Below are 17,009 nucleotides of genomic sequence, written 5' to 3'. Positions count from 1 at the left end.
AGGCTGATTATTTATGGACAACACGATTCTCCTTGATCTTATCACCAAAAAAATGCCCTTCGGGAAATATAAAAACACCCTGATTTGTGATATACCGGAACATTACCTTATTTGGTTTAAAAGAAAGGGCTTTCCCGAAGGAAAATTGGGCATATGGCTTGAAAGCATGTATGAAATAAAATTAAATGGGCTCACCTACTTATTGGACGAATTAAGAAAAAGAAACCTTTAGGAAGGATAAAATTTCATACCAGATATTTTTGCAATACCTTTGCATCTTTATGCCAAATGAAATAAATTTGCATATGAAATAATATTGCAAAAATTCCACCCGGTGAAGGCTGCACATCTTCTATTATTCTTTATATGCATATGCTTTAGCAGCTCCCTATCTGCCCAAAGTGACCTCAACCTTATTGTAAGGGGCAGGATACTTACAGAAAAAGGAGAAGGTCTTCCGGCATATGTTCAAATCCACGAACTGAGCAAGGGCGCTATAGCTGACTGGGATGGGAGTTTTACGATTTCAGGCTTAAGACCCGGCAATTACCACTTTCATTTTACCCACATGGGCTTCAGATCAGTGACCAAAACCATTACTTTGGAACAGGAGGACAGGGAGATTGAAGTTCAAATGGCAGAGTCAGCCATCACCCTGCAAAGTCTGACCATAGAGGCCAATCCTTTCAAAAACGGCCCTGTAGAACAGTCGCAGTCCATTGAGGTAGTAGACCGGGATTATATAGAAAAAAACAATACCGGCACTTTTGCAAATGCGCTGGAAAAGCTGCCGGGGATCAGCACCATCAATACCGGAGTAGGTATCAGCAAACCCGTCATCCGGGGCATGAGTTTTAACCGCATAATGGTCAATGACCGGGGGATTAAGCAGGAAGGTCAGCAATGGGGTGCTGACCACGGTCTGGAAATTGATCCTTTTGATGTAGACCGGGTAGAGGTCATTAAGGGACCCGCTTCTCTGATTTATGGGTCTGATGGCATGGCCGGCGTGATCAACATTTCCCCCGGTAGTCTTCCCGCTGAAGGAAACCTAAGAGGTCATCTGATCAGCAGTTACCGGACCAACAATAACATGTGGGGCAATACCGCCATGGTGGAAGGCAATGAAAACGACATGGTTTTCAGGGCAAGATTTACCGCACAGGACTTTAATGATTATCGCGTTCCCACCGATCAATTTGTATACGCTGGCTACGTGTTGCCGGTATATGACAACCGGCTGAAGAACACTGCAGGGAGGGAAAGACATTTTTCCGTCATGGGAGGCGTTAGAAAGGATTGGGGCAAATCAACCTTTACCGTCAGCCAGTTTAACCAGAAAGCCGGTATTTTTACAGGTGCAGTAGGCATCCCCAACAGCTATAACCTGCGCCACAACGGGGATAACAGCAATATTGAGTTTCCGCGTCAGGACAACATGCACCTGAAAATGATTTCCAACACCACCGTGCAACTCAATAAAAATTGGCTGGAAATCGACTTGGGATACCAGAAAAACCGGAGGTTGGAAGAATCGCTTCCCCATGCCCACGGCATCGGTCCAAACCCGGAAGGCACCCTGGCATTGGGATTATTTCTGAACACTTATACGGCCAATGTCCGATACAACCAACATCTCAATGAAAGTCATCAATCCATTATCGGTTTTCAGTCCTCCTATATGGAAAACCGGCACACCGGATTTGAGTTTTTGCTTCCCGCATTCAAGTCCTTGCAGGGAGGTTTTTTCTACTTCCATGAATACAGATGGAAGGATAATTTTATCCTGAACGCAGGAATCAGAGGAGATGGTGCCCAACACCGTATTGAGGAACACCTGCAGCCCATATATGACCGGCTTAATCCAACGGGAGAATACGAACAGCGGAATCCTCAGATAGACAGGAACTTCTTCAATGTAAGTGGATCTACAGGACTTTCATGGATCATAAACCATGAAAACAACCTTAAAATCAATCTGGGTAGCAGTTACAGGATCCCCACCCCCATTGAATTGTCAACCAATGGCATTCATCATGGGAATTTTCGTCATGAAATCGGTAATCCAAACCTGGACAGTGAAAGGAGTTATCAGGCGGACCTGAACTACAGCCACGCCAAAAAAAACCTGTTAATAGGTATCAGCCCTTTTTTTGGCTATTATGACGGCTACATTTATCTGGCTCCTACAGGCTTGTTTTCTACCATTCCCGGGGCCAGCACCATGTGGGAGTACCGGCAAAACGATGCCGTGTTTATGGGAGGAGAGGTAAAAGCAGAATGGGTTGTTTTCCCCAATTTCAACCTGTCCTTGGCGGGAGAGTATATCTATAACTTAAATCTGGACAGTGGCCTGCCCCTACCCCTAACACCCCCATTTAGCATCCTCACGGGGGCTGAATACAAGCTGCCCACCATTTCCCACATTTTTAATAATGGATACATTTTTGTGGAATACCGCCATGTCTCTAGGCAAGACAGGGTGGATAGGAACGAGCGGGTTACCCCTGGATACGGGCTGGTGGAAGCGGGATTAGGCTGGAACATGGAATTCCGTAACCAACCCATTAAATTTCAGATTTCCGGTCAAAATCTTACCAACACCTATTATTTCAACCACCTGAGCCGGTACAGGTTACTGAACTTACCCGAACAGGGCCGGAACATATCCGTTAGTTTAAAAATACCTTTCGACATAAAAAACTGATCTTTTGCTGAAAAACCTTAGGAAGAAAGAAATAAAAATTTTAAAATTGCAACAGTAATGCATTTGCAACAATATTTAATGTAAAGAAAAAATATGAAAAAGACATTGTTATCCTGCATCTTTATTTCAGCTTTTCTCTTGTATTCCTGTGAAACAGACGATGATCCCATCCGGGATTTGGATGCGCCGGTAATAGGAAATGCAGACGGTCGTGAAGAAATCAGACCTGGAAACGGCGAAATAAGAGAGGCCGGTACAGACCATATGCATGTAAGGTTTGGGGTGGATGATGCCACAGGAATAGAGCAGATTCGCGTAAGTATCCATGCCAACTTCGACGGTCACAGTCATGCCAGAGTTAAAAGCGATTTTGAAAAATTAAACGTAAGTGATATATATAGCCCCAATGCATCCAACCCGGATTTCCGATTTCCCGCGGGGGCTACAAGGGTGAATGTGGACGCCACAGGAACCGACATTTACTGGGCAGGTCCCAATTCCCGTGTGGAAAGCCCCGTACTGGCAGGTCCTTATGATTTTGTCATAGAGGCTACAGATATCCTGGGCAATCAGACCAGCTATGCGGATAATTCTAATTATTTGGCCACTTTTTATATCAGGACTCCCTATGCGCCGGTGATTGACGTCACCAATTTACACGATGACGAGCTGGATGGCGAAGCGGGAGCAGCATTGGAAGTACAGGGAACCGTCGGGAGAGGCACTCACGAACTCAGTTCTGACCTAGCATTTTTATCGGTAAGGTTAACAGAGGAGCATGATGACCACAATGGAAATCCAAACCAACGCATTATGGATGAAGATTTTTACGAAAAAATGTGGGGATCATCTAACTGGATAGATGGAGCCCAAGGGGCTGAACTCCCGGACACCAAAGAAATAAATTTGGCTGAACTTTTAACTGGCGAAAACGCCATCATCCTGCCGGAAGGAGAAGAACACTTAGAGTTGATTATCTGGGCCGAGGATGTGAACGGAAATATTACTGAAATGGTATATGAGGTACACGTTGATTAGTCAGTATTTTATTTGTTGCTTACATTGCATAAAAAGGCGGATCATTTCCGCCTTTTTTAATATTCTTATGATTCCTGACTTCCGTCGATCCGATACCGTAACGTCTGCCCTGTAACTTTATTTTTAGCGTATTTGGCCTCTATCTATTCCCTTTTTTCCTAAATCCCCTTCATTTATTATAATGAATATTTTCACTCCCCCGGACTTTTATCAGGGAGCAAATTGCCAGCATTTACTACAAAACGGGTTCGCTTAATCCTTATGCGATTTTCACCTATTCCGGATAATAAGGGGAACAGGCCGAAATATTCGCTCTGTTGAATCCGGAAATGGAGTTGTCATTGCTCCCGATATTGCCAGCAACCAGGATCACATTGTAGTCAGGTCCGTCATCCGCCAGGTGAACTTTGATATGGCCGTCAAAATTACGGAAAGCACTGAAATCCAAAGAAGTGCCATCAGACAGCTTGCCCAGAACGGTTCTACTTTCCAAAGTACTGATATCCACAGGATTTAATAGATAAGCAACATGGGCACCTGCTTCGTTGAAGCTGCCAAAATGAAAGTGGCTGGTAAAGTGATAAGCCTCTTTGGAAGTAGGACCGTTGAGCCTGAGCAAAATTTCCAGATCACCGGATTTGAGTTCCTTGATTTCCGCCTTCCCTTCATAAGGGTAGTCACTGGATTGATACAGCTGATAAGTAACTTCATTGCCGGTATACAGGTTTTCTTCTTCACGGGAACAAGAAGAAAACAAAGTCAGAGAAGCCAAGAGGCAAAAGTATATATGTCGCATTTTTTATACATTTGATACTGGTGAAACGAACACAGCATAATAAAAGTTATTATCGCATTCGAAAATAAAGATAATTTTGTGTTTCTATTTGAATGTTGCGTTTAAATATACTATCATTCAAAGTCGGTCACAAAACTTATCTCAAACAAGAAATATCATTTCCCGATTTCCCATCTGTAACCATAAACTTATCTCCATGAAAATTCACGTAATCTTATTATTAGCAGCATTCTATACAGGATATGCCTGTATGGGTCAAGTCCCTCCAAATGGCCCAGAAGTGACCTCACCGGAATGGGACAATTACGACGTTGAAACTGTAGTGGATGGCTTGAAGGTGCCGTGGGGACTCGCATTTTTACCGGACGGGGGCATGTTGATTACTGAACGCACCGGGGAAATTATTCTTTTTCGGAATGGCCAAAAGACAAATATCCAGGGTGTTCCGCCGGTAAGGGCGAGAGGACAAGGGGGGCTGCTGGACATCACGCTCCACCCTGATTATGAAAATAATGGTTGGATCTACTTTGCCTATTCCTCCGAAGAAGGTAAAGGCACTGGGGCACATACGGCCATCAGCAGGGCAAAACTGAACGGCAACCGCCTGACGGACCTGGAAGTGATCTATAAAGCCGAACCCAATACCACTGCGGGTCATCACTTCGGTTCAAGGATTGTATTTGACGAGGGAGGATATATGTTTTTTTCCATCGGTGAAAGAGGAAATCACCAGCAAAATCCGCAGGACATCTCGCGTGATGGGGGCAAAATATACAGGTTAAAAGATAACGGAGATGTCCCTGATGATAATCCTTTTGTAGATAAACCTGATGCAAAAAAAGCCATTTATTCATATGGACACCGTAACCCGCAAGGGATGATTGTTCATCCCGATACAGGCGAAATATGGATCCACGAACACGGTCCCAGAGGTGGGGATGAGATTAACATCATAAAAAAAGGAGCCAACTATGGCTGGCCGGAAATATCCTATGGCATCAATTACGACGGCAGTGTACTTACGAAGCACACGGATAAACCGGGAATGGAACAACCGCTGTATTATTGGGTACCTTCCATTGCTCCAAGTGGTTTTGCCATAGTCACCGGAGACCGCTATCCCGAATGGAAAGGGGACCTCCTCGTGGGATCATTGAGTTTTGCTTATCTGGAAAAATTGACTTTAAAGGGAAATAAAGTTATCAAAAGAGAGCGGATTATCGACGGCCTGGGCAGGACGCGGAATGTGGTAATGGGACCCGACGGACACATCTATGCAGGAATAGAAGGAAAAGGAATTGTCAGAATAATTCCAAAAAAATAAGTAGCCCCAATATTTTCCAGAACATAAAAAAAGTGGCTGCCACTGACTGCCACTTTTTATGTTCATTTTAATCAAAGACCTTTCATTACATATTTTTATTCATTAGGGTTAACCGGTCTTTCAGATCCGGGAGTACCCTGAGTGGGACTTCCCTGTTGTCCAGGTGCACCCTGTTGTGGCGCACCTTCACCTGGAGGTGTCTGACCCTGTGGACGTTCCTGACCTGGAGCACCTTGTTGACCGGGCTGTTGGGCCGGACGCTGGCCACGTCCCCTATCATCCATGGCAGCTTCGTTTCCTCTGGCATCAAACCTTTTGGTAACTTCCTGACCGTCTTGGTCCTTTTCAAATTTGACTACATAATACATCTGATTGTCCGCCCTCTCTGTATAAGCTTCAGATATGTTTTTGGACTTGATGTTATTGTCACTTTTGATTTTTTCCTTTACAGGATCGGGAAGCTCTTCAGGCTCAATCTTTGTTCTATCGTCTTGTAAAAACGATACCTCCGTTGCCGGATCACCGATAAACATGCTGCTGGCTTGTACGGCAGTATAGCCAAACATGCCACAGATCGCTAAGGATAACATTAACTTTTTCATAACAAATAGCTGGTTTGTAGGGTTTTAAAATTGATTTATTGATGATAATTAATAATAATTGGTTGTTGTGGTTATGTGGTTGTTGTGGTTATGTTTAATAACAATTAGTGGTTGTCACTCATATTTTTTAAGGCGCAGCCGGTCAAGCTGATGCGGTTTTTTCTAGTCACCTACGGCCTCCCCCGTTTCATCATACATCACCTTGATTTGGTTGCCATCCTTTTCCAAAAATGTCAATTCATAATGGTTAACATTTCCATGATCAACGGCCCGGCCATCTACCAGCTCCCGTTCCTTCTCCTCTGCATCCCTGTTGATTTTTTCACGGGCGTCCCGCGGCATATTTCTCAATGCATTGTGATCATTTATACCTTCGGATGGGACTCCCCTGTCATTCAACGCCCCCCCTCTATCGTCCATCGTGCCTGGAGTGGTGTCTCTTCGATCCATTTGCCTGTCCAAAGTATCTGCGCCTCTGTCGATATTCCTATCGTTATGTATAGGATCTCCGTCTCTCTCTGTATCATGTCTCCTGTTTTCGCAGGAAAATAAGAGACATGCTCCTGATAATGCTAATAAATAAAGTGTGGTCTTCATGATTTAAGTGATTTAGTTTCAAATTGCTTATAGGTATTTACTGATCGACCTTACCATTACAGTCGCAAGTACAATGCCAAAATATTTACATTATTATATAAAATATATTTTATTTAAATTAAAATTATGCAATAATAATCTATATAAAAATGTGTTTATGCCAAAAAAAGTAAAATTGGTTAATCTTTATTCCAAAAAAAATATCTAATATCTATTTTTTATGGCCCCGAAGCCAGACAGTGGGGCAAACCTTCCCCATCTTTATGATAAGTTTCTACACTTCTTTTTTTCATTTCTTCCTCTAAACCGCTAAATTCAGCTATGAAAAAACCAATCGCCTTTTTATTCCCATTCGTATTTCTCCTCCCTTTTTATTCATTTGCTCAGATGGAAAAAATAATTCTGGATACAGATATCGACTCGGATGTAGACGATGTGGGCGCTATCGCTATGCTCCACACTTTGGCAGATCATGGAAGAGCAGAAATCTTAGGAATCATTGTCACCAGTGATGACCAGCACGCCCCGCAATGCACGGATGCATTGAATCACTACTTCGGGCGACCGGAAATTCCCATTGGTGTAGAAAAAAATGTAAATTTGAGGAGCTTTTCTAAATACACAAAAACAATTGCGCAGGAATTTCACCATCGGCTGGGAAGTTATGATGAAGCAGAGGACGCTTCTTACCTGTACAGAAAACTTCTGGCGGATCAGGCTGATGCAAGTGTCACAATCATTACCGTCGGTCACCTGACCAACCTCAGAAACCTCCTGGATTCATCACCCGACCAATACAGTAACCTGTCCGGCCTTGACCTGGTGAAAAGGAAGGTGAAATTATGGGTCTGTATGGGCGGCCATTATCCGGAAGGAAAAGAAGCCAATTTCTATCGCCCGGATCCGGAATCCACCGCGGTTTCCGTGGATAAATGGCCAGGCAAGGTCGTATTTGCCGGTTGGGAAATCGGCAATAATATCATCACAGGCTCAACATTTTTAAAGGCCTACCTGCCCGATGGCCATCCGGTCCGCAGGGCATATGAACTGTACAACAATTTTGCAGGCCGGCAAAGTTGGGATCAAGCAGCGATACTCTATGCCGTATCCCCTGGACAATATTGGGATTTAAGTAAAAAAGGCAAGGCCATAGTAAATAAGGACGGAAGCAACCGATGGCGGGATGACCCTCAAGCTAACCAGTTTTATTTATTGGAAAGAGAAAATCCTGATGAAATAGCGAAGATCATAGACGCCCTAATGGCCGGGGTCTATGGTGCCTCTTTCTAAACACATAAATTCTTCAATACAGGACAACTTTGTTTAATGATTATCCACTTATACATTTCAAAACTAAATCTTTTATTTGATGAAAGCTTCTGATTTATTTATAAAAGCCCTGGAGAATGAAGGGGTAGAATATATCTTCGGAGTTCCCGGAGAAGAAAACCTGGACCTGCTCCAGTCCCTGAGTAGCTCTAAAATCAAACTCGTGCTTACCAGACATGAGCAAGGTGCGGGATTTATGGCCGCCACATATGGCCGGTTAACAGGAAAACCCGGGGTCTGCCTGGCCACTTTGGGACCCGGGGCCACCAACTTGGTGACACCTGCCGCCTACGCGCAGTTAGGGGCTATGCCAATGATGATGATTACGGGCCAAAAGCCTATCAAAAAAAGCAAACAGGCACGATTTCAGATCATCGATGTGGTAGACATGATGCGGCCCATCACCAAATACACAAAACAAATCGTGAACAGCAATGTCATTGCCTCCAACATAAGAGAAGCTTTCCGTTTGGCCTCGGAAGAAAGGCCCGGGGCCGTGCACCTGGAGTTCCCTGAAGACATCGCACAGGAAGAAGGGGAAGAAACCGTTTTCGAAGTGGTGGATTATATCATTCCCAAGCCGGATGACAGGGCCATTGATGCCGCTGTGAAAATGATAGAGAACGCCAAAATGCCGCTGCTTCTAATTGGTGCAGGAGCCAACCGAAAAGTTACCCGCCAGGCACTCGCCGAATTTGTGGACGAAACAGGCATTTATTTTTTTACAACCCAAATGGGAAAAGGGGTGATTGACGAACGGCACCCCCAGTATCTGGGTACGGCTGCCCTTTCCAGTAACGACTTTCTACACGCGGCCATCGACGAATCAGATCTGATCATCAATGTAGGGCATGACGTGATAGAAAAGCCTCCGTTCTTTATGAAACATGGCGGCAAAAAGGTCATCCATGTGAATTTCGCTCCGGCAGAAGTCGATCCGGTATATTTTCCTCAACTCAACGTCGTGGGAGACATCACCAGTTCAGTTAAGAAACTCACCTCACAGATTACCCAAGCAAAAAACTGGGATTTCTCCTATTATAAAAAGGTAAAAGAAGAGGTCGCCGGGCACCTTTCCAAATACTTTAAAGACGAGCGTTTCCCCATGCTGCCACAGAGGTTGGTCAATCTGCTCAGGGAAAAACTGGGGGATAACGACGTGATCACGCTGGATAACGGTGTCTATAAAATCTGGTTTGCCAGGAATTACACCTGCCGCCAACCCAACACCTTGCTGTTGGACAATGCCCTTGCTTCCATGGGAGCCGGTCTCCCCTCTGCGATGACGGTAAACCTACTTTATCCCAATAAAAAGGTAGTGGCTGTCTGCGGTGACGGAGGTTTTATGATGAATTCCCAGGAATTGGAAACCGCGGTGAGATTGGGACTGAATCTTGTAGTGATTATTCTGAATGACAATGCATACGGCATGATCAAATGGAAGCAGGAAGACATGGGCTTTAAAAATTTTGGTCTGGATTTCAAAAATCCTGATTTCATCCAGTATGCCAACAGCTACGGCGCCCATGGTTATCGCCCTGAAAGTGACAGGGATTTTCAGGATATCCTTGATAAAACCCTGAACAGTCCGGGCGTTCATGTCATCGACCTTCAAGTGGATTATTCCTTGAACCATCCTATCCTTAATGTTTTGATAAAAGAAAAAACCGCGAAGCTATGAGTGATACCAAAGTATTGAAAATCCATTCACCGTATGACCAAAGTCTGATCAAAGAATTACCCATGATCGGTAAAGATGAACTGGAAGCCAAATTGGTAACCGCCTACAATCTGTTCAAAGACCCTTCACGTTGGCTCCCGGCTCACAAAAGAATCGCCATCTTGGAAAAAGTAAGGAAGATCATGGAAGGGAAGGTGGAAGAACTCACCAAAACGGCTGCCAGAGAAGGAGGAAAGCCTTATCAGGATTCTAAAATAGAAGTCCTCAGGGCCATCAACGGGGTGAAAATTGCAACCGAGGAAATTACCCAACTCAAAGGCGGACAAATCCCCATGGGAATAACCGAGTCCTCCACTAACCGTCTGGCTTTTACGGTCAGGGAACCCATCGGTGTGGTGGCTTCGATATCTGCTTTCAACCATCCGCTGAACCTGATTGTTCACCAAACCATTACAGCCTTTGCGGCCGGATGTCCGGTGATCGTCAAGCCAGCCTCTGCCACTCCGCTCTCCTGCCTCGCCCTGTTGAATATATTGGGAGAAGCAGGGGTCCCCGATGGCTGGGTCCAATCAGTCATTTGCAGCAATGAACTGGCAGAAGCCCTTGTGACCGACAAGCGTGTCAACTACCTTTCTTTTATAGGGTCAGAAAAAGTGGGCTGGTACCTCAAATCAAAACTCGCCCCGGGAACACGCTGTGCGCTGGAACATGGGGGGACCGCCCCTGTAATCGTGGAAAAAGATGCTGACGTGGATGAAATGTTACCCTTGCTGGTAAAAGGCGGCTTTTACCATGCCGGCCAGGTATGTGTATCCGTCCAAAAGGTCTTTGCCCATGAGGAACTGGCTTACCAACTGGCACATGATTTGGCAGAAGCAGCCAAACAGCTCAAAGTGGGTGATCCGCTCGATGAATCCACGGAAGTCGGGCCGCTTATCCGCACAGGAGAAGTAGACCGGATAGAAAAATGGGTCACAGAGGCTGTAGATGCCGGGGCGGAACTGTTGTGTGGTGGAAACAGGATCAGTGACACCTGCTTTGAACCCACGGTTTTATTCAATCCCCCTCAGGATGCCAGGGTTTCCAAATTGGAAATCTTTGGACCGGTAGTCTGCGTCTATTCTTATTCTGATAGGGAAAATGCCATTGAACTGGCCAATGGCCTGGACTACCATTTCCAGGCTGCTGTTTTCACCAAAAACATAGACATCGCTCTGGAAGCGGTAGACAAGCTCAATGCCACAGCCGTGATGGTGAATGACCACACGGCTTTCCGGGTGGACTGGATGCCATTTGGAGGAAGAGATGCTTCCGGAGAAGGGATGGGGGGCATACCCTATTCCATGCATGAAATGACACGCTTGAAACTCATGGTCTTTAGAAGCAAAATGCTTCCTTAATATCCACTTTCCAACTGATTGCCTTCCGGCGAGGAAATCCCTTGCCGGAAGGTTTTTTGTATTCCCTCTCACCAAGCTCCAACAAAAATCTTTGTGGTTTTTTATATAGCGTTAATTCAACTTATTTTGACATATCTTGATTATTTTTAGTAGGCTATTCTATCTCCTGTGAAACAGAGCAGAAAATTAGATCATTGTTTGAATTGTGGAAAAGTTCTCCACCAAGAAGAAAACTATTGCCCCGAGTGTGGACAGGAAAATAATGATCAAAAAGTACCGATAAGGGTATTTATAAGTGATTTTATTTCCAATTCTCTGAGCTTTGACGGCAAGTTCTTCAAAACACTTACCCCTTTCTTCTTCAAGCCTGGAAATCTGACCAAGACTTATAATGCAGGAAAAAGGCAAAAATACACCCACCCCATCCGGCTGTACCTGATCTTCTCTCTTTTTTACTTCTTTATCATCGGACTCGTTATTCCCAAAAACTTTTTGGACGATGTTTTCAGCCAGGATTTTTCCAGTTTTGAAACCGAAACGATCCAAAAAATAGAAGACCTGCCAGCGGATGAGCAGGAAGAAATCGGATCCGTCCTGAGTAAATCGGCAGCGCCTTATACCAAAAACAACGGAACTGACGTTCTCCCTCATTTGCGGGACACTCTTGAAAGAAGACATACATGGAAAGAGCTCAAATACCTGGCCCTCGATAGGACAGTCAGTTCGGAGGAGTTTGGCAAAGCACTGGAACAAAGCAACTTTTCCATTGGCTTAAACTTGAGTATGGAGAAAAAACGAAATTTTGTAGCCAACTCCAATATGTTTATAGCCCAGTCTGCCAAAAACCTGCCCCTTATGATGTTTGCCTTGCTGCCTTTTTTTGCGCTGTTGCTAAAACTTTTGTTCTCACGCACCGGGCACTACTACATCGAACACCTCGTTCATGGGCTGCATTTACATGCGTTTGCCTATACCATATATGGGGTGGCGATACTTATTTATCTCGTTTCTAATATGGAGGCAGCCTCCTATGGGTTCAAATACAGCTTTCTTATCGTAACCATTTACGCTTACATCTCCGTTTGGAACATTCATCGTCAACATTGGTTCAAAACCCTCTTTAAATTTTTACTGCTGGGGTTCTTTTATGTCTTCATCCTTACATTCGGAGTGGTAACTGAACTATATATCTCCCTGTTATTACTATAGAAAATATAAAGGATTCCAAGAGGCGAATCCCTAAAATAAGCTGTACTTCCAATTTCCTGTTCAAACTTTGTCCACGAAATACAACGGATCCTGTGATAATTTTTTTTCTGCCTTATCCCACATGGAAACACTGTCGACCGTTATCGTGTCTGCTTCCAATACCTTGCCACATCTATAATCCTGCTTGTCCAAAACATCCAACAACCGATCATATCGTTGCTCGTAACCTTGGAATCCGTGCCGGATATATGCTTTGTCTATGGTTTTCCCATCCGCAAGGTGCAAGGTGTAAACCACCGGATCCCCAAACAGATACGGGGGAACCACCAACTCTTCGATGGCATGCATAGAGGTGTTGGGCTTTGGACCACAACCCAAAAACATGACCCGGCCATTTACCTCCTTCAGTTTGGCAAAGGGCGAATGGGAGCCACAAGGGGTATCATCTTCCAGATGGTCTTCAACAAACCAGCCTGCCCGCCTTCCAATAGCACTCACGGAATGGGTGGGGTGGATACTTCTCTCCACCCCTGGCATGGTCCTGAAATATTCCGTCAAAGCCCCTACACATGAAGGAGTTTGCCGTACATCAAAAACAGGATTTTCCCTGGTGACTGTCTTATAAGATAAAGCGGGCATCAGCAATGTCCCGTCCGGACCCAACACTTCCAAAAAAGCGTCGATCAAAACTTCTGTCCGGTTTTGGAATCTCCCCACAGCGTTGAGAGAGGCATGGACCAAAAGACTGTCCCCCTCGCTGATACCAAGCTTTCGAATGTCCTCCTTTATCTTGCTGACTGTTGGATTCATTACATCATTACTTTATCAAAAAAACGATACATCAAAACCCCCAATTTTTATGAATGGCCTTAGGCTATTTCTTTAAAGACAAAAGTCTGTGTTAGCCAAGGGTATTTGCGAGCAACTCAGGCCCCTCCTACCCCAATGCTTTTAAATGCTTTTGTCAGGTCAGTCAGGGATTGCTCCACCCCCATCCTTTCCAGGGAGGATGCACCCACAAATCCATGCGCCGGCGTATGCCTGAGAACTTCCCGGACATCATCGGGGGTGTTGATAGGTCCGCCGTGGGCCAGGAAAAACAGGTCCGGATTGATGTCCTTACAAGCATCAATGATGTCCTGGGTGCGCTCAATGGCCTCTTCCATGGTGCAGGTCGCTCCTTTTACCCCTACGGACCCGCCCACCGTAGTGCCCACATGGGAAATGATGGCATCCGCCCCCGCTTCAGCCATTTGCATCGCCTCTTCCGGTTTGGCCACATAAACGATGGAAAACAGATCCATTTTATTGGCAATCCTGATCATTTCCACCTCCTTTTCGAAGCCCATACCCGTTTCCTCCAGAATCTGCCTGAAATTGCCGTCTACAATCGAATGGGTGGGGAAGTTGTTGATCCCCGAAAAACCCATGTCCTTTACCTTGAGAAGGTGGTGCCATATCCTTCTTCTCGGATCGGATCCATGCACCCCGCATATCACGGGAACTTCCTCCACCACCGGCAACACTTCAAATTCACCTATCTCCATGGCTACGGCATTGGCATCGCCATAGGCCATAAGGCCCGCCGTGGAACCATGTCCTGACATCCTGAAACGGCCGGAATTATAGATGATGATCAGATCGGCGCCGCCTTTTTCTATAAATTTTGCACTGATGCCCGTGCCGGCACCTGCTGCTATGATGGCTTTCCTGTTCTGCAAAGTATTTCTTAGACGATCCCTCACCTCCTGGCGGCTATAAGGATTGCCTTTTCCTGTCCATGGATTTGGCATAATGTGTTCTGAATTTAGATTTTAAAATAAAAAAAGCAAGATACCTTATAAAGAATAGGTATTCAAGAAAAAACGGGATCCGGTTAGCAGTGCAGCCTACTCCTGCCCTATTTTTTTCAACAGATACAAGAGCGCTGTCACAGCCGCATCAGCAAAAGGGGGCTCATTGATATTGACATCCAATTGCTCCACGGGGATATCTTTTCTCAGGTGGTTTTTTAATGAAACCAACAGGGCATCATTGACATCCGGCCGGTAAAATCTTCCTCCTGGTGCATCCAATTGCGAAAAACCTTTATGGGGCCAAAGGAGTTTTACCGGCGCAATAGCCTGATTGAGTTTGTCCGCTATTATTTGACCCAATTGCCTGTTTTCCTCTTCATTGGTCCGCATAAGGGTCACATCCGGCGCCCAGCTGTACAGATGTCTGGACTTATACCCTTTTGGCACGGAATCCGGAGTGCCAAAATTAACCATATCCAGACAGCCGGGAGCCACCACCAATGGTAATCTCATGGCAACTGCTGCCTCCAAACGTCTGGGCCCGGCTGTCAATATTCCCCCACAAAGTTCATCCGCCAATTCCGTGGTGGTCAGGTCCAAAACCGCGTCAAAACAGCCTTCCAACACGAGGGCCTCCATGGCCTTGCCCCCCACACCGTTGGCATGAAAAGCCATCACTTCATAACCCTTATTCTGGAGCAGCTCCGTGCAGCGGTTTACACAAGCCGTGGTGTTGCCAAACATGCTGATGGCGATACTTCCTTTTTTGGGGGATTTGGAAATGGACTCGGTACCGGCCATGGCGGTAATGGCCGCTGCAGCTTGGTCAATGATGGGCTGGATGATGCTGTTCATTCCTGCAACATCTACTACGGAAGGCATCAATACAATGTCCTTCATTCCAACCAAACCGGATACATCACGGGTAGCCAAAGTGGACACACAAAGCTTGGGAAAACCTAAGGGTAGATTTTGCATGGCGGTTAAAGCAAGATAGGTTCCGCCCCCGCCTCCCATTCCGATGGCGGCTTTGATGCTTCCTTTCCGGTACAATTCATGCAGCAAAACCGCCGCACCATCCGCCATAACGCTGAGTGCCAGGGCCCGGTCATTCTTGTTTCTCAAATCCTGAAGGGACGTTCCGCCCTTTTTTGCCAGCAAATCTGCTTCCACATCAACCGGAAATAATGTGGTGGATCCCAAAACTCCCGCGTTGACCATCAGAATCCTGTCCCCTTTTTTTAATATCTCATTCCTAAGATGTGCAAAAACCTCTCCTTTGGTATCAAAACATCCGATGATCAGTATGGCCGGTTTTTCGTTGGACATGGTCAGTGTTGTCTGGTAACTTAAATCCCCAATCTACGAAACTTTGTGTTCCCCCAACAAAGGCAACTACAATATTTTATCAATGGAAGCTAAGTTACAAGCCAGCCCGGATGACAAAAACCGGCCGCTGGGTGCTATCTAAACCTCGATATCAGCCCTTTCCGCCAAATCCTTCAGGGCGATGTTCATTTTGACGAAGTTCTCTCGGGTCTGATGCCCGATTTTTTTGAGGATAGGCCCCTTGAGTATACCCGAAAAGTTTTCTCCATGGATCAGTTTTACCTGGTTGTCTTTAACAGGCTGGATTTCAAAATAATGGTGTCCATCAAAAAGCCCCTTGAACCACAAACTGCCCAGCCACTCAAAATACCGGTTGGGATCTACCTGTAACACGCGGGGTCTAAAAACCATGGAGCCTTCACCGTTTTTCAAGGTATTCTTCAGGCGGGTTCCCTGAACCACCTTTCCTTCACTTTTTATGATGAAGGGATTCCATTGAGGATAACTTTCAAGGTCTGTCAATATCTCCCAGACTTTTTCCTTAGAGGCATTGATGATGATTTCTGTTCTAATTTTCATAATAGGCAATTTTTTATAACAAACATAAAACCGTATAGTGAAAAGGAACATTAACAATTGTAAAGAAAGAAGCTGGACAACCAAGATTTCCCCCATCCTTTTCATTTAATTTATCAATTCATATAGTATGCTTTGCATGATTATTGAATTGATGGTTAACCTCGTTCTCAAAATATTTAACCACTAAAATTTTATTACTATGTTAAGCAAAATCGATTTTCAAAATGATCATGTCACTGCCTACAAATGGGATGGGAAATTTGATGAAAAGGCCTTTTATCAATCGCTTTCTGAATTCTTACCTGAAATGAAAAGACGGGATAAGTTCAATATCTATATGGAATTACACAGCATCGACGGTGTAGAGCCCAAAGCCGTCTGGCAAGATCTCAAATTCGGGCTGGAAAACATGAAGGAGATAACCGAAAAAGTAGACAAGGTGGCGTTGGTCACCGATAAAAATTGGGTACAGAAATTGGCTGAAATCTCCTATACATTTGTTCCCGGAATAGAGCTTAAATCTTTCGCGTTTGAAAAAAGCCCGGAAGCAAAAAAGTGGGTGGTAGATTAAAAAATCAACCTGATTCGTTTTTATACAGGCAAAAGCTTCCGGAGACAACTT

At 45.0% G+C, this 17,009-nt stretch carries 16 protein-coding genes; 9 read left to right on the top strand and 7 right to left on the bottom strand.

What is annotated here, in order from left to right; translation table 11 throughout:
- Window positions 1–13 precede the first annotated feature (13 nt).
- The 3 genes from ACFPFU_RS08940 to ACFPFU_RS08930 all read left to right on the top strand — a co-directional run bounded on the left by ACFPFU_RS08940 (window position 14) and on the right by ACFPFU_RS08930 (window position 3,745).
- Window positions 14–232, top strand: a complete 219-nt coding sequence (locus ACFPFU_RS08940; protein ID WP_377063633.1) for a DUF3820 family protein — start codon at window positions 14–16, stop codon at window positions 230–232.
- A 102-nt stretch (window positions 233–334) separates the two neighbouring features.
- The gene (locus ACFPFU_RS08935) at window positions 335–2,707 is read left to right on the top strand and encodes a TonB-dependent receptor (RefSeq protein ID WP_377063631.1); all 2,373 of its coding nucleotides are present in this window, start codon (window positions 335–337) and stop codon (window positions 2,705–2,707) included.
- A 93-nt stretch (window positions 2,708–2,800) separates the two neighbouring features.
- Entirely contained in the window at window positions 2,801–3,745 is a 945-nt protein-coding gene (locus ACFPFU_RS08930; RefSeq protein ID WP_377063629.1) for a DUF4625 domain-containing protein, read from the top strand.
- A 274-nt stretch (window positions 3,746–4,019) separates the two neighbouring features.
- Here the strand turns inward: ACFPFU_RS08930 and ACFPFU_RS08925 are convergent, their stop codons facing one another.
- Window positions 4,020–4,541, bottom strand: coding sequence for a hypothetical protein (locus ACFPFU_RS08925; RefSeq protein ID WP_377063627.1), 522 nt, complete (start codon window positions 4,539–4,541; stop codon window positions 4,020–4,022).
- A gap of 196 nt (window positions 4,542–4,737) precedes the next feature.
- On the opposite strand from ACFPFU_RS08925, the gene ACFPFU_RS08920 reads away from it, so the two are divergent.
- Entirely contained in the window at window positions 4,738–5,865 is a 1,128-nt protein-coding gene (locus tag ACFPFU_RS08920; protein ID WP_377063625.1) for a PQQ-dependent sugar dehydrogenase, read from the top strand.
- A 95-nt stretch (window positions 5,866–5,960) separates the two neighbouring features.
- Here ACFPFU_RS08920 and ACFPFU_RS08915 read toward each other — a convergent pair whose 3' ends face one another.
- Entirely contained in the window at window positions 5,961–6,467 is a 507-nt protein-coding gene (locus ACFPFU_RS08915) for a hypothetical protein (RefSeq protein WP_377063623.1), read from the bottom strand.
- A gap of 162 nt (window positions 6,468–6,629) precedes the next feature.
- Complete coding sequence (locus ACFPFU_RS08910) at window positions 6,630–7,064, bottom strand: hypothetical protein (protein WP_377063621.1); 435 nt, start codon at window positions 7,062–7,064, stop codon at window positions 6,630–6,632.
- A 387-nt stretch (window positions 7,065–7,451) separates the two neighbouring features.
- Here ACFPFU_RS08910 and ACFPFU_RS08905 point away from each other — a divergent pair, with 387 nt between their 5' ends.
- The 4 genes from ACFPFU_RS08905 (at window position 7,452) to ACFPFU_RS08890 (ending at window position 12,683) form a co-directional block, all read left to right on the top strand.
- Window positions 7,452–8,354 carry a nucleoside hydrolase gene (locus tag ACFPFU_RS08905; protein ID WP_377063620.1) on the top strand — a complete coding sequence of 301 codons (903 nt, stop codon included), beginning with the start codon at window positions 7,452–7,454 and terminating at the stop codon, window positions 8,352–8,354.
- 79 nt (window positions 8,355–8,433) lie between these two features.
- Window positions 8,434–10,074 carry an acetolactate synthase large subunit gene (locus ACFPFU_RS08900; protein WP_377063618.1) on the top strand — a complete coding sequence of 547 codons (1,641 nt, stop codon included), beginning with the start codon at window positions 8,434–8,436 and terminating at the stop codon, window positions 10,072–10,074.
- The gene (locus tag ACFPFU_RS08895) at window positions 10,071–11,474 is read left to right on the top strand and encodes an aldehyde dehydrogenase family protein (RefSeq protein ID WP_377063616.1); all 1,404 of its coding nucleotides are present in this window, start codon (window positions 10,071–10,073) and stop codon (window positions 11,472–11,474) included. The genes ACFPFU_RS08900 and ACFPFU_RS08895 overlap by 4 nt, the downstream gene beginning before the upstream one ends.
- A gap of 198 nt (window positions 11,475–11,672) precedes the next feature.
- The gene (locus ACFPFU_RS08890; protein WP_377063614.1) at window positions 11,673–12,683 is read left to right on the top strand and encodes a DUF3667 domain-containing protein; all 1,011 of its coding nucleotides are present in this window, start codon (window positions 11,673–11,675) and stop codon (window positions 12,681–12,683) included.
- A gap of 60 nt (window positions 12,684–12,743) precedes the next feature.
- On the opposite strand, the gene ACFPFU_RS08885 is transcribed toward ACFPFU_RS08890, so the two are convergent.
- The 4 genes from ACFPFU_RS08885 to ACFPFU_RS08870 form a co-directional block, all read right to left on the bottom strand.
- Window positions 12,744–13,493 (bottom strand): AAC(3) family N-acetyltransferase, encoded by a 750-nt coding sequence (locus tag ACFPFU_RS08885; protein WP_377063612.1) that lies wholly within the window; start codon window positions 13,491–13,493, stop codon window positions 12,744–12,746.
- A 116-nt stretch (window positions 13,494–13,609) separates the two neighbouring features.
- Window positions 13,610–14,476, bottom strand: a complete 867-nt coding sequence (locus tag ACFPFU_RS08880; protein ID WP_377063610.1) for a phosphoenolpyruvate hydrolase family protein — start codon at window positions 14,474–14,476, stop codon at window positions 13,610–13,612.
- A 96-nt stretch (window positions 14,477–14,572) separates the two neighbouring features.
- Window positions 14,573–15,808 (bottom strand): Tm-1-like ATP-binding domain-containing protein, encoded by a 1,236-nt coding sequence (locus ACFPFU_RS08875; protein WP_377063608.1) that lies wholly within the window; start codon window positions 15,806–15,808, stop codon window positions 14,573–14,575.
- Between the two features lie 138 nt (window positions 15,809–15,946).
- Entirely contained in the window at window positions 15,947–16,387 is a 441-nt protein-coding gene (locus tag ACFPFU_RS08870) for an SRPBCC family protein (RefSeq protein WP_377063606.1), read from the bottom strand.
- Window positions 16,388–16,586: 199 nt separating this feature from the next.
- On the opposite strand from ACFPFU_RS08870, the gene ACFPFU_RS08865 reads away from it, so the two are divergent.
- A complete protein-coding gene (locus tag ACFPFU_RS08865) occupies window positions 16,587–16,958 on the top strand; it encodes a SpoIIAA family protein (protein ID WP_377063604.1) in 372 nt (123 codons plus the stop codon).
- Window positions 16,959–17,009 lie beyond the last annotated feature (51 nt).

Origin of the sequence: Negadavirga shengliensis, from assembly GCF_042652345.1 — a bacterium.
Taxonomy (GTDB): Bacteria; Bacteroidota; Bacteroidia; order Cytophagales; family Cyclobacteriaceae; genus Negadavirga; species Negadavirga shengliensis.
This window is presented reverse-complemented; position numbering and strand designations above follow the sequence as displayed.

Excerpts from the sequence above, each read along its gene's own strand:
- ACFPFU_RS08900 (WP_377063618.1), top strand. The coding sequence starts at position 8,434 with ATGAAAGCTTCTGATTTATTTATAAAAGCCCTGGAGAATGAAGGGGTA.
- ACFPFU_RS08920 (WP_377063625.1), top strand. The coding sequence starts at position 4,738 with ATGAAAATTCACGTAATCTTATTATTAGCAGCATTCTATACAGGATAT.
- ACFPFU_RS08915 (WP_377063623.1), bottom strand. The coding sequence starts at position 6,467 with ATGAAAAAGTTAATGTTATCCTTAGCGATCTGTGGCATGTTTGGCTAT.
- ACFPFU_RS08870 (WP_377063606.1), bottom strand. The coding sequence starts at position 16,387 with ATGAAAATTAGAACAGAAATCATCATCAATGCCTCTAAGGAAAAAGTC.
- ACFPFU_RS08895 (WP_377063616.1), top strand. The coding sequence starts at position 10,071 with ATGAGTGATACCAAAGTATTGAAAATCCATTCACCGTATGACCAAAGT.
- ACFPFU_RS08940 (WP_377063633.1), top strand. The coding sequence starts at position 14 with ATGGACAACACGATTCTCCTTGATCTTATCACCAAAAAAATGCCCTTC.
- ACFPFU_RS08880 (WP_377063610.1), bottom strand. The coding sequence starts at position 14,476 with ATGCCAAATCCATGGACAGGAAAAGGCAATCCTTATAGCCGCCAGGAG.
- ACFPFU_RS08910 (WP_377063621.1), bottom strand. The coding sequence starts at position 7,064 with ATGAAGACCACACTTTATTTATTAGCATTATCAGGAGCATGTCTCTTA.
- ACFPFU_RS08905 (WP_377063620.1), top strand. The coding sequence starts at position 7,452 with ATGGAAAAAATAATTCTGGATACAGATATCGACTCGGATGTAGACGAT.
- ACFPFU_RS08925 (WP_377063627.1), bottom strand. The coding sequence starts at position 4,541 with ATGCGACATATATACTTTTGCCTCTTGGCTTCTCTGACTTTGTTTTCT.
- ACFPFU_RS08885 (WP_377063612.1), bottom strand. The coding sequence starts at position 13,493 with ATGAATCCAACAGTCAGCAAGATAAAGGAGGACATTCGAAAGCTTGGT.
- ACFPFU_RS08875 (WP_377063608.1), bottom strand. The coding sequence starts at position 15,808 with ATGTCCAACGAAAAACCGGCCATACTGATCATCGGATGTTTTGATACC.
- ACFPFU_RS08930 (WP_377063629.1), top strand. The coding sequence starts at position 2,801 with ATGAAAAAGACATTGTTATCCTGCATCTTTATTTCAGCTTTTCTCTTG.
- ACFPFU_RS08865 (WP_377063604.1), top strand. The coding sequence starts at position 16,587 with ATGTTAAGCAAAATCGATTTTCAAAATGATCATGTCACTGCCTACAAA.